Source organism: Pseudomonas veronii (assembly GCF_002028325.1).
GTDB lineage: Bacteria > Pseudomonadota > Gammaproteobacteria > Pseudomonadales > Pseudomonadaceae > Aquipseudomonas > Aquipseudomonas veronii.
Window position 1 is genome coordinate 208,666 of record NZ_CP018420.1, and the last position, 12,600, is coordinate 221,265.

A 12,600-nucleotide genomic window follows, 5' to 3' on the forward strand; every position below is an offset into this window, starting at 1 on the left:
GTACACGGATGAGCAAGGCAGTGAAGTTGGCGCTGATGCTGACAGCAATCGCGACGGTCGCCGGGTGCCAGACGGCGCCTCAACCCCTGTATCAATGGGAAAGCTACCAGCCGCAGGTTTACGAGTACTTCAAGGGCGAGCCCAAGGAAGCGCAGGTCGAGGCCCTGGAGCGCGATCTGCAGAAGATCAACGCCAGTGGCCGCAAAGCACCGCCGGGTTACCACGCCCACCTGGGCATGCTGTACCTGAGCATGGGCAAGGATGACCAGATGGTGCAGGAGTTCCGCACCGAGAAGGCGCTGTTCCCCGAATCCGCTGCGTACATGGACTTTCTGCTGAAAAACGCCAAGACTGGAGTCGCCACCAAATGAGCCTATTGAAACTCACCGGCGCCTTGCTGGCCCTGGCCTTGCTCGGCGGTTGCGCGGCACCGAAAACGATTGATTACACGGCATACAAACAGGCGCGGCCGAAGTCGATCCTGGTGCTGCCGCCGATCAATGAATCGCCGGAAGTGCAGGCGTCCTACAGCATGGTTTCGCAGGTGACCTACCCGCTGGCCGAAGCCGGCTACTACGTGTTGCCGATTGCCCTGGTGGACGAAACCTTCCGCCAGAACGGCCTGACCACCGCCAACGATATCCAGGGCGTGCCGCCGGCCAAGCTGCATGACATCTTCGGTGCGGATGCAGCGCTGTACATCACCGTCAGCGAGTACGGCACCCAGTACATGCTGATCTCCAGCAACACCGCGGTGACCGCCTCGGCCAAACTGGTGGACCTGCGCACCGGCACCACCCTGTGGACCGGCTCGGCGCGTGCGTCCAGTGAGGAAGGCAACAATAACAACGGCGGCGGCCTGGTGGGCATGTTGATCACAGCGGCGGTCAAGCAGGTGATCAACAGCTCCACCGACGCAGCGCATCCGATCGCGGGCATCACCAGTGCGCGCCTGCTCTCGGCAGGGCAGCGCACCGGGCTGCTGTACGGTCCGCGCAACCCGAAATACGGTACGGACTGATCTCAGCGAAGGTCAAAGGTGGGAGGTGTTATCTAAACCAGGATTCAGGCGGGGCAGCGCGCCGGGCTGAGTTAACCGTCTCGATTCTGGCACCACCGAAGATCAAAGGTGGGAGGGAGCTTGCTCCCGATGGCGGTGGGTCAGTCACCCGATGCAGTGGCTGACAGTTGGCAATCGGGGTGTACAGACGGAGACATCCTTTACAAACGAGACCGGGGACATCCTTTACGTTTCTGGGTGCTGGACAGCCGGCTTGCACCGCTGTCTAGCCTACCCAGTGGATAGTTACATAGGTACATGTCCCACACGTTGTCGTCCACTTCTCGCAGTCCAACGGACTCTCCTACCAGTGACTCACTCAAAAAGATCATCCTGCCCCTCCACTTCATTGATCCGTCTGTTCTGACTTTGCGTACCTCCATATCCGCTCCATATTCGGCAGGAGGTACCCAGCCTGTATAGATCCTTGGCGATTTATCGTACAGATCGTTCGGCACTTTCATACCCAACGCCTCGTGCGGCCGATCATGATTGAATTCCTGTCGAAATCGTTCAAACGCCAACTGCTGCTGGACCATATTGGCTTCTGGCGTCTTCAGTAACGCGGCCTTGAGTGAGCGATGCATACGCTCATGCCGCCCGTTCTGATCGGGTCGCCCCGGCTGAATACGCTCTGGGTAGATACCCAGTCGTATCCACCATACGGCCAGACTCGAGAGCCTGTTGAGGCCGGTTGAAGCGAAGGGTGAACCGTTGTCAGTCCTGATGACGTCAGGCAGACCATACTCGCGAAAAGCCCAGTCAAAACCCTCGCGGGCCCCAGCCACACTGGGCTGAGCACGACACAACAATATGAATCTGCTGGCCTGATCCGTGAGTGTCAGCGGGTAACAGCGTCGGCCATCCGTCATTAAAAAGTCACCTTTGAAGTCAGCGGCCCACGTTTGATTGGGGAGGTCTGCCGGGCGAAGTTTGACGGGGCCGGTAGGCGGACGATTGCGCTTGCGCCGCTCTTGGACCAGTCCCGCTCGTTTGAGCCATTCCCCCGCCGTGCTGGGTGCCGGCCAATGACATTCCGGATAGCGATTGGAAAGGACCTTGACCAGCTTTTTGGGGCCCCAGTCATGGTGTTGATGCTTGAGCTCAATTAGAGCAGCAATATGTGCATCGCACGTTTGAAAAGGGCTTGAGAGTGGACGGCGTGAAGCCTCCTTGAGTCCGTCCAAGCCCGCAGTGGCGTACCGTTGCAGCCACTTGTCCAAGGTCGGTCGACTAATGCCGTAGCTCAATGCCAGTTGACGTTTTGAATAGGCGCCGGACAGCCAGTCGCCTATCAATCTGACTTTTTGGTCCATAGGGGACTCTCGATTCCATGACATGGCCAGTTACCTCCTGGCCATGATTAATACATGTAAACGATGTCTCCGGTTTCAAACGTAAAGGATGTCTCCGGTCTGTACCGGGGCAAGCCCCCTCCCACACTGATCGAGGTGTTATCTAAACCAGGATTCAGGCGGGGCAGCGCGCCGGACTGAGTTAACCGTCTCGATTCTGGCACCACCGAAGATCAAAGGTGGGAGGGAGCTTGCTCCCGATGGCGGTGGGTCAGTCGCCCGATGCAGTGGCTGACAGTTGGCAATCGGGGGCAAGCCCCCTCCCACACTGATTGAGGTGTTATCTACACCAGGATTCAGGCGGGGCAGCGCGCCGGACTGAGTTAACCGTCTCGATTCTGGCACCACCGAAGGTCAAAGGTGGGAGGGAGCTTGCTCCCGATGGCGGTGGGTCAGTCGCCCGATGCAGTGGCTGACGCTTGGTCATCGGGGGCAAGCCCCCTCCCACACTGATTGAGGTGTTATCTAAACCAGGATTCAGGCGGGGCAGCGCGCCGGGCTGAGTTAACAGTCTCGATTCTGGCACCACCAAAGATCAAATGTGGGAGGGAGCTTGCTCCCGATGGCGGTGGGTCAGTCACCCGATGCAGCGGCTGACAGTTGGCAATCGGGGGCAAGCCCCCTCCCACACTGTCCGAGGCGATATCTAATCCAGGGTTTAACCCGAACACCCCGCACCTTGCGTCTGACCTTGTGAACGGATCATTCATTCACGAGGTTCAGTCCATGTCCCATCCTCTGCTTTTCCTGCGTCCTGCTGCCCAGGGCTTTGCGGTTACTTTGCTGGTGGCGCTGGCCGGTTGTGGGCTGTCTTCGTCCCCTGATTTAGCCAAACCGACTGAGCCCGTCGCCGAGCTGCACAGCGCGCCGGTCCAGGGCGCGTTGGTCAAGCGCCAGGCGATGCCTGCACCGATGCGGATGCAGGAGTCGGCAACCCTGGATTACCAAAGCGAACCCCGCGAGCAGTACGCCAACCTGCCGGACAACCCGGTGCATCGGGTCGCCGAAACGCCGGTCTCGACCTTCAGCATCGACGTCGACACCGGCAGCTACGCCAACGTGAGACGTTTCCTCAACCAAGGCCGTCTACCGCCCGAGGGTGCTGTGCGACTGGAGGAAATGCTCAACTACTTCCCCTATCACTACGCCTTGCCCACCGACGGTTCGCCGTTTGGCGTGACCACCGAACTGGCGGCCACCCCGTGGAACCCGCGCACCCAACTGCTGCGCATCGGCATCAAGGCCTCCGACCGCGCCGTAGCGCAGCTGGCGCCGGCCAACCTGGTGTTTCTGGTCGATGTGTCCGGCTCCATGGACCGCCGCGAAGGCTTGCCGCTGGTGAAAAGCACCCTGAAATTGCTGGTGGATCAATTGCGCGAGCAGGACCGCGTGTCGCTGGTGGTCTACGCCGGCGAGTCGCGCGTGGTGCTCCCTCCGACCTCCGGGCGCGACAAAGTGAAGCTGCGCAACGCCATCGACCAACTCAGCGCGGGCGGCGCCACCGCCGGTGCTTCAGGCATCGAACTGGCCTACCAGATGGCCCGCGAAGGCTTTATCGAGCAGGGCATCAACCGCATCCTGCTGGCCACCGATGGCGACTTCAATGTCGGCGTCAGCGATTTCGACAGCCTCAAGCAAATGGCCGCGGAACAACGCAAAAGCGGTGTGTCGCTGACCACCCTCGGCTTCGGTGTGGATAACTACAACGAACACCTGATGGAGCAGCTGGCCGACGCGGGCGACGGCAACTACGCCTACATCGACACCCTGCGCGAAGCGCGCAAGGTGTTGGTGGACCAACTCAGCTCGACCCTGGCGGTGGTGGCGCGGGATGTGAAGGTGCAGGTGGAATTCAACCCGGCCCAGGTCAGCGAATACCGCTTGCTGGGTTATGAAAACCGCGCGTTGAAGCGTGAGGACTTCAACAACGACAAGGTCGACGCGGGAGAGATCGGCGCCGGGCACACGCTGACCGCGCTGTACGAAATTGTACCGAAGGGCCAGCAGGGCTGGCTGGAGCCGCTGCGCTATGCCGCCGCGCCTGTGGTATCGGGCGCTTCCGATGAGTTGGCCATGTTGCGCGTGCGCTACAAGCCCGCGGCCGGTGGCGCGAGCCGCTTGATCGAGCGGCCGGTGAGTAACGCCTCGGCCAAGGCCAGCGACGACCTGCGCTTCTGCGCCGCCGTGGCCGCCTTCGCCCAGCAACTCAAGGGCGATGGCCGCTACACTGGCAGCATGAGTTTGCAGGACACCGCCGCACTCGCCCGCTCTGCCCGGGGCGATGACCCGTTCGGCTTGCGCAATGAATTCGTGCAACTGGTGGAAGTGGCGCAAAGCCTCAAACCTTGATCGTGAACACAACGACCAGAAAGGAGTTCGCCACCGACATGCCCGCTCCAGATGATTCACCCAGCGACGAATCGCTGCTGGCCCGCTACCGAAGCGGTGACGGCGCCGCGTTCGAAGCCTTATACGCGCGGCACCGCCAAGGTCTCTACCGCTTCCTGGTGTCCCTGAGCAACAAGGCCGAACTGGCCGAGGAAATTTATCAGGAGACCTGGCTCAGCCTGATCCGCAGCGCCACCCAGCCACAAGGCCGGGCGAGTTTTCGTACCTGGCTGTTCCAGATCGCCCGCAACCGCCTGATCGACTATTGGCGCAAGCACGGCATCCACAACCCGTTGCACGACAGTTACGATGAACAACTGCACGCCCAGCCCGACACCAGCGCCGGCCCCGAGCAGCATCTGAGCCTGAGCCGCGACCAGGCGCGTCTCGACGCCGCGTTGCAAGACTTGCCCGAAGACCAGCGCGAAGTCTTCCTGCTGCGCCTGCATGGCGACCTCGACGTGCCGCAGATCGCCGCCCTCACCGGCGCCCCGCTGGAAACCGTGAAAAGCCGCCTGCGTTACGCCCAGCAGAAACTGCGCCGCCTGCTGGCCGAGGAGATACCCGCATGACCGACTCCCGATACACCCCCGACCCCGACGACCTGCTCATCCAGCACGTGCGTCAACACAGCCGCGGCGAGCCACCGGCGTCCCTCGACGCCTTCATCCTCGCCACCGCCCGCCGCGAAACCCCAGCGCCGCAACCCAGCCGCTGGCAACGCTGGCTGCACGCCTGCCAACGCCCACGCTGGCAGATGGCATTCGCCACCGTCGCAGGGTTAGCGCTGATGATCGGCGTGGTCATGCGCTCGCCCGTGCCTCAACCCGACATCTCCCCGGCGACGTTCTCCGCGCCCCACCCAGAAAGCGCCCGCCCGGCCCCCGCGCCGATGGCCCGGATGGCCGTCGCGCCCAGAGCCGAAAGCGCGCCGGTCCAAGCCGAAATTGCCGGTGCGTTGTCGGATCAATCGCCGGCCAGGCTCAGCAAGCGCGCACCGGTTGCACTGCCTTCATTGGAAGAGGGCTTGCAGGAAATCGTCAACCTGCGGGCGGCCGGGGACAGCCAAGCGGCGGATGAGAAGCTGCTAGCGTTGCACGCGCGCTTTCCCCAGGAGGACTTGCCGGCGCGCCTGGAGGTGTTGCGCAAGCGCTGAACGCGGGGCGGGCGGTGAGACGCAACGTCTCGCCGTCTCATCGCCACCAGGTGTGGTCTGACATGGCGCGTCTCATTCGAGCGCGATCGCGGCCGCCCCTGGGGTTCCAGCGGACCGCTCTAAGCAAGGCCTGTTCAGGTGCTTTTGCGGATCTGGCACCGGCCTTGCTCTGGCTCTGGTAACCAGCCCGACTGGTGACCCAATAATAAAAACAGGTGCCCGATGTCCTGCCCAACTCCCTTTCCCGGTTCTGCCCGTGGCGGCGTCATGAGTCGCATGCCGCAACAGCTCAATCGACTGGTTCTGGACCTTGTGCTACCGCGCTGACGCCCCTCCTGGCGGACTCTTGCGGGGCGCCAGGGCCAATCGTTCCAAGGAGATTTCGCTATGACCCTTTCGATCAATCCGCAACGCAGCATGCGCGCCGCTGTCTGGCACGGCCGTCACGATATCCGCGTCGAAGACGTCCCGCTGCCCATTTCGCCGCCGGCCGGTTGGGTGCAGATCCGCGTGCAGTGGTGCGGAATCTGCGGGTCCGACTTGCATGAGTACGTGGCCGGGCCGGTGTTCATACCGGTCGACGCCCCGCACCCGCTGACCGGGATAAAGGGGCAGTGCATCCTCGGGCATGAGTTTTGTGGCGAGATCGTCGAACTCGGCGCCGGCGTGCAGGGCTTCAGCGTCGGCGAGCCGGTGGCGGCCGATGCGTGCCAGCATTGCGGCACGTGCTACTACTGCACCCACGGGATGTACAACATCTGCGAGAACCTGGCCTTCACCGGGCTGATGAACAATGGTGCCTTCGCCGAACTGGTCAACGTGCCCGCCAACCTGCTGTACAAATTGCCGGCGAATTTTCCCGCTGAAGCCGGGGCACTGATCGAGCCGCTGGCGGTGGGCATGCACGCAGTGAAAAAAGCCGGAAGCCTGCTCGGGCAAAACGTAGTGGTGGTCGGTGCCGGCACCATCGGCCTGTGTACCATCATGTGCGCCAAGGCGGCCGGTGCGGCGCAGGTGATCGCGCTGGAAATGTCCGGCGCCCGCAAGACCAAGGCCCGGGAAGTGGGCGCGACCCATGTGCTCGATCCCAATGAGTGCGACGCCCTGGCCGAAGTCCGCCGCCTCACGGGCGGGCTCGGTGCGGATGTCAGTTTCGAATGCATCGGTAACAAACACACGGCCAAACTCGCAATCGACCTGGTCCGCAAGGCCGGCAAGTGCGTCCTGGTGGGGATCTTCGAGGAGCCCAGCGAGTTCAACTTTTTCGAATTGGTGGCGACGGAAAAACAGGTAATGGGCGCGCTGGCCTATAACGGCGAGTTCGCTGACGTGATCGCGTTTATCGCCGATGGACGGCTGGACATTACGCCGCTGGTGACGGGGCGTATCCAGTTGGAACAGATCGTGGGGCAGGGCTTTGAGGAGTTGGTCAAGAATAAGGAGCACAACGTGAAAATCATTGTGTCGCCTGCTCGGGTCTGAAGCGGGCGATGAGCAGTGCGTCACCCTTGCCACTTCGTTGTGAGTGGCAAGGGTGGCGTGCGGCTGATGGAATCTATCGACGGCCTCTCATGCCGTATTGCCGGAATTTGCCGACGAGTAGCGAGTCGCCACCGATCACCCGTCCGGCCTGGGCTTGTGGGTAAGCGCTGCATCAGCACATCTGCCAGACAGGCGTGCCGACATCAGCACGCGTTTGGTCAAGTCATCTATCGAGGCGTGATATGCCCCAAGCATGAATTTCGCTCGGCGCCTTTTTCACACCGCGAATCGGTTAACCAACTGATTCAGGTTGACCGCCAGTTTTGACATCTCACCGCTTGCACTGACCGTCTGGCTGGCACCCGCAGCACTCTGAGTTGCCAGCTCGCGAATACTGACCAGATTACGATCAACCTCACGCGCAACATGCGACTGCTCTTCAGACGCCGTGGCGATCATGAGGTTACGCTCATTAATCTGAACAATGGCGGTGGCTATTTGATCCAGCGAGGTACTGGCCTCTTGGGCGACACCAAGTGATTCGGTCGCTAGGTCTCTGCTCGTATTCATCGCCTTCACGGCGAGATCAGAATCGTTCTGGATGGCAGCGATCATCTGCTCGATTTCTTGTGTCGACACCTGAGTGCGATGGGCCAACGCCCTTACTTCGTCAGCAACTACCGCAAACCCACGGCCTTGCTCGCCTGCGCGTGCTGCCTCGATAGCCGCGTTCAAAGCCAGCAGGTTGGTTTGTTCTGCAATGGCCCGAATCACCTCGACAACTTTAGTGATGCTCTGGGCACGATCTGACAACCCCTGAATCTGTTCACTCGTGTTCTCAACGTTCCCGTTCAGCTTTTGAATGGACTTCAATGTCTGAGCCACTCGCTCCAAACCTATTTCGGTATAGCCCTGGGTACGCTTTGACTCTTCGGAAGCCGACTCCGCGTTACGAGCGACCTCATCAACAGCTGCGCTCATTTCTGTGACCGCTGTGGCAGCCTGATTGACCTCGTCATTTTGGGCGACAAGACTCCGACTCGACTCCTCAGTGACCGCTGTCATCTCTTCTGACGCAGAGGCCAGTTGGGTGGACGAATCGGATATCTGCATAATTGTAGTTCGCAGGTTTGTCTGCATCTGCGCGAGGGCTTTCAACAGTCGTCCAGCTTCATCAGTCCCGCTGACCAATACCTCTTTGGAGAGGTCGCTGGCCGCGATACGCTCCGCGACAGACAGGGCATCTTTAATCGGAGAGGTAATACTTTTCGTCAACAGCAATGCCAAACCAACTGTCAGGACGACAACGGCAGCAATAAGGCCGACAACCAACCACAACCCATTGTTATAAAGATCGGTTGCGTTTTGCCCAGCCTGCGCCGCGCCGTCGTTGTTAAAGTTGGTCAAGTCTTTGATCTGCATTTCCATCGTGTTCGTCAGAGGGCGGATGCCGGTCCTCACCAGGTTGACCGCAGCCGCTACGTCACCCTGCCTCATCAACGGTTCAAGACTATCCATTAGTTTGGAGTAGGCATCGGCGCTGTTTTTTACCGGTGTATAAAACGAACGCTCCTTATCACTCGCTATCAGAGGCTCATAATTCGCCACCGCATCGTTGAACGCCTTACGGTAGCTGGCGAAGCTATCAATCGTTTTTTGTATCGACTGAGGGTCAGCAAGGCCACGCTGTGTTTCGAGCCTCAAGCGAAGGGCTGTACTGTTCATCAGCCCCGTTTGTCGGATGCTAGCCATCCAATTGAGTTCGACGTCTTTTTCGGAGTCCCTCAGCTTGCCCATTTGCACGACTGCGAATGCGCCGAGCACAAAAACCAACGCAATAATCAACGCGAAAAACAGGGCAGCGCGTGGCGCTACGTTGAGATTTCTAAGGTGCATACAAGATTCCTGTTTTCCAACGGTTGTTGATATGTTCAACAGGATATCGACTCAAAGCCGGAAACTTTAAGGATGTCGTCGAAAGGCGATGTGGTTGGCGAACGCCTGGCCGGTGTAGCTTGCCTTGCTTCAATCTGCGGCGGAGCCAGCTCCCGAAGCCGTCATGCACAAGGACTTTCATGCGAGTTGCGCGGTAACCGAATGGGCATTACAGGTTGCGTAACGGTAACCCGTTATGCGGCAACAACCCGGCGATCTTACTGGCGCGCTGGTTAGTACATCCTTGAGATAACCAGATGGATCATGCCCATTGAGCTTAGTCGGCTGGATCAGGCTCGTCAGCGCAGCTGCGCGTTGGCTGCCGAGACCCAGCCAAGACCGTGAAGTAGAGGCCGTTCCCGTCTTGCTCGCGATAGGTAGCGTGGTCAGGTTCCAGGCCGGCGAGCGTGGTGTTTGCTAAGGGGCGGCTTTCTGTATGCCTCCAGTTATAGGAGTCTCAAGGCATGCATTGTGGGAAGTTATCGGGTTGGAGAGAGATGGATTGCCAGAAATAAGAAAGCCCGCACGGGGTGGGCTTCTTGGGGTGTTTCGTAGACTGTCTGAGACAGCGCCCGGCGTCGTTTGAACTGGGCTATGAAGCCCCAGTATTTACTGGGGCTAGCAGACAGGTTTTCGGTTAGGCATACATGTGGGCATACACGGCCAGCTCGCCTGGCCCATTAATGCCCTATGCAATGCTGCCATCTATTTTGGGTTACTAGCTGGTGTGACACTGGTTGGAACAGTAGTAGCAGCCGTTAATCCTGCTATCCGACCATTTTTGTTTAGCTGCGGCTACGGCTCCATGACAAGTGGGATAGGTGCCAACTTCGACCTGGTTTTCAAGGGAAGGCATGAACCGGCATCCGTTGGTCGCATCATGGACTTCATGATCACCATTCGCCTGGGCGTTCTTGTTGATGATAAATCTTGGCATTGGCTGTCTCCTTGGCTGCGTCATTTTTATTTTTAACCGACCAACAGCGGTACAGCGCTCACCTGGTCATGAGGGCCAGTTTGGAACGGTAGTATGAGAGCACCTACACAGCCCCCTCTAAAACCGGTGTAACGCGTGTTACTCGTGTAACGCCTATCGCCAAACGCCCGTTTTCATTGGCTTTTAGGGCCGTTACACAGTTTAGAGGTCTAGCGTACATCCGATGTAACGCTGCCCCTGCGTGTAACGCAGAAAGTCAGCGCACGTCTGCTGTGGGGCAAGCGTTCTGCACCTGGCGGCTTGGAGAGTAGCTGGGGAATTGGGAAATGCCATTAAGGCGCACCCTCTATTCAACCCACGGTCTCGCAGTCGTTACAGGGTGGCATGCAGCTATTCGAATTTTCGGCGACGGAAGCTAGCCCTGGTGCCAAAAACTGGCGGGGCCCCTGGGAGTATTAAGGTGGTACGGGGCATGAAACCCGCGGGATCGTGGTAGCGGCAACCACACCAGCTTACTGAAATTTCAATGTTGAAATTGAAAGGATCTTGAAGAAAAAAGGGCATCGTTACCGTATTGGTAATGGTGCTCGCAGATGGCTGAAAGGGTAGGGCATATGCACAGGTGAACAGCAGTTCACCAGGTTCACCTGTTCACTAAGCTGGGTGCCCTTCCGCTAACACGATCCGGCGGGTTCTATGCCCCGTGTCTTTTCGAAATGCCCAGGGGCCCTAGCGAAATTAATATGTACTGGTGCAAAGCAGTTAATAATCTCACTTAGATTGGTACTCTTACGCTGAAACGATCATGCAGATTTCCAATCCCGTATTGAGTCTCGACGACCAAAAGGGCGCCTTTGATTTTGAAGTAGAACGCCACGACCAATGTCGCTGAAGGATGAGCCACTTGCGGGGCGAAGGGGGGGCTAAACAATAGGTGTTACAGGTTGGACTTGCCCCTATCAAACCGGACACCAACTCCCTGTTAAATTGATGCTGCTGCCAAGCGCCTAAACTCTCTTGGTGACCGATATTTCAGCGCGCTGTGCGGATGCTGCTCGTTGTAATGCTCGAAGGCAATCGTCAGATTGCGCAGCGCCGTTTCTCGATCCGGTTTGGGCATATGCGCAACGTAATCACGCTTGATCGTCTTCACGAAGCTCTCTGCCATACCGTTGCTCTGGGGGCTTCGCACCGGTGTAGTTACCGGCTGTAAGCCGATCTGGCGAGCAAACAGACGCGTCTGCTCGGCGATATAAGCCGAGCCGTTATCGCTCAGCCACTGCACCGGCGTGCTTGGCAGTTGATCGCCAAAACGCTTCTCCACGCTTTCCAACATCAAGTCTCGGATGTCATCACCGCTGTAGCCTGTTGGGCTGGCGACCCAGCCGATGGCTTCTCGGTCACAGCAGTCCAGAGCAAAAGTTACACTCAACTTCGCACCATCGTCACAGCGGAACTCGAAGCCGTCCGAGCACCAACGAGTGTCGCTGGTTTGAACGGCGATGCGGCCTTCATGCCGGCGTTGCACGCCAGGTTGCTTGATGCGTCGTTCCAGCAACAGATTGTGGTCGCGCATGACGCGATAGACCCGCTTTACGTTGATCGGTGGCCGCGACCGGGTTTCACGTTCGCGGCGTAACAAGCCCCAAACGCGGCGGTAGCCATAGCTTGGTAGCTCGCTGACTTGCTGCTTGATCTCAGCGACCAATTCCGTATCGTTCACGAGCCGACGTCGCCGTACTTTGGGCGATACCGATTGCTTGATTCGAACCGTTAGTTGCGAGCGCGACACACCGAGACATTTGCTGACCAGTTTCACTGGTCGTCCCCCGGCAACAAGGGTGAGTGCGCAATCCATTTTCGCGACCGGGCAATCTCCACGGCCTCTTTTAGGACTTCGGCTTCCATCGTCTTCTTGCCCAGCATCCGCTGCAATTCGCGGATCTGCTTGAGCGCATCGGTCAGTTCCGACGCCGGTACAACGGCTTCGCCAGCACTGACCGCCGACAGACTTCCGTCCTGGTACAGCTTGCGCCACAGGAACAGCTGATTGGCGTTGATGCCGTTGCGTCGGGCCACCACGGACACGCTTTGTCCCGGCTCAAGACTCTCGCGAACCATGGCCAGCTTCTGGTCGGTGCTCCAGCGGCGTCGGCGTTCCTGGCCGAGCAGCTCACCACCCTTATCGTTGCTGTTAGTCATAAACATACCCGTTTGCCTATCCCTTATCGTAAGGGGGAAACGGTGTCCTGTCTTTCATGGGGCTCGTTCACAGGTGTTATTTTTC

10 protein-coding genes and 1 pseudogene are annotated in these 12,600 nt (G+C 59.1%); 7 read left to right on the forward strand and 4 right to left on the reverse strand.

Features of this window, described 5'->3' with window-relative positions:
* Positions 1-8: 8 nt before the first annotated feature.
* Both PverR02_RS00935 and PverR02_RS00940 read left to right on the forward strand, forming a co-directional pair.
* Positions 9-371 (forward strand): DUF4810 domain-containing protein, encoded by a 363-nt coding sequence (locus tag PverR02_RS00935; protein WP_017848623.1) that lies wholly within the window; start codon positions 9-11, stop codon positions 369-371.
* Positions 368-1,021 (forward strand): DUF799 domain-containing protein, encoded by a 654-nt coding sequence (locus PverR02_RS00940; protein ID WP_079442601.1) that lies wholly within the window; start codon positions 368-370, stop codon positions 1,019-1,021. The genes PverR02_RS00935 and PverR02_RS00940 overlap by 4 nt, the downstream gene beginning before the upstream one ends.
* A 200-nt stretch (positions 1,022-1,221) precedes the next feature.
* Here PverR02_RS00940 and PverR02_RS00945 read toward each other — a convergent pair whose 3' ends face one another.
* Entirely contained in the window at positions 1,222-2,400 is a 1,179-nt protein-coding gene (locus tag PverR02_RS00945; protein ID WP_372340312.1) for an integrase core domain-containing protein, read from the reverse strand.
* A 741-nt stretch (positions 2,401-3,141) separates the two neighbouring features.
* On the opposite strand from PverR02_RS00945, the gene PverR02_RS00950 reads away from it, so the two are divergent.
* The 4 genes from PverR02_RS00950 (at position 3,142) to PverR02_RS00965 (ending at position 7,441) form a co-directional block, all read left to right on the forward strand.
* Positions 3,142-4,764, forward strand: a complete 1,623-nt coding sequence (locus tag PverR02_RS00950; protein ID WP_079442603.1) for a vWA domain-containing protein — start codon at positions 3,142-3,144, stop codon at positions 4,762-4,764.
* A 38-nt stretch (positions 4,765-4,802) separates the two neighbouring features.
* The gene (locus PverR02_RS00955) at positions 4,803-5,375 is read left to right on the forward strand and encodes an RNA polymerase sigma factor (protein ID WP_017848620.1); all 573 of its coding nucleotides are present in this window, start codon (positions 4,803-4,805) and stop codon (positions 5,373-5,375) included.
* Entirely contained in the window at positions 5,372-5,959 is a 588-nt protein-coding gene (locus PverR02_RS00960) for a protein kinase family protein (protein ID WP_057006118.1), read from the forward strand. The genes PverR02_RS00955 and PverR02_RS00960 overlap by 4 nt, the downstream gene beginning before the upstream one ends.
* A gap of 417 nt (positions 5,960-6,376) precedes the next feature.
* The gene (locus tag PverR02_RS00965) at positions 6,377-7,441 is read left to right on the forward strand and encodes a 2,3-butanediol dehydrogenase (protein WP_227778873.1); all 1,065 of its coding nucleotides are present in this window, start codon (positions 6,377-6,379) and stop codon (positions 7,439-7,441) included.
* Positions 7,442-7,717: 276 nt separating this feature from the next.
* Here PverR02_RS00965 and PverR02_RS00970 read toward each other — a convergent pair whose 3' ends face one another.
* A complete protein-coding gene (locus PverR02_RS00970) occupies positions 7,718-9,337 on the reverse strand; it encodes a methyl-accepting chemotaxis protein (RefSeq protein ID WP_079442605.1) in 1,620 nt (539 codons plus the stop codon).
* A 177-nt stretch (positions 9,338-9,514) separates the two neighbouring features.
* Positions 9,515-9,697, reverse strand: a pseudogene (locus PverR02_RS32165) (transposase domain-containing protein); the annotation flags it as partial.
* A 328-nt stretch (positions 9,698-10,025) separates the two neighbouring features.
* Here PverR02_RS32165 and PverR02_RS32170 point away from each other — a divergent pair.
* Positions 10,026-10,349 carry a hypothetical protein gene (locus tag PverR02_RS32170; protein ID WP_157717969.1) on the forward strand — a complete coding sequence of 108 codons (324 nt, stop codon included), beginning with the start codon at positions 10,026-10,028 and terminating at the stop codon, positions 10,347-10,349.
* Positions 10,350-11,295: 946 nt separating this feature from the next.
* Here the strand turns inward: PverR02_RS32170 and PverR02_RS00980 are convergent.
* Positions 11,296-12,515, reverse strand: a protein-coding gene (locus PverR02_RS00980) for an IS3 family transposase (protein ID WP_227778763.1) whose coding sequence is annotated in 2 segments (ribosomal slippage) — positions 11,296-12,170 and positions 12,170-12,515 — 1,221 coding nt in all. Because the reading frame shifts where the segments join, the coding sequence is not laid out codon by codon here.
* Positions 12,516-12,600: the final 85 nt, after the last annotated feature.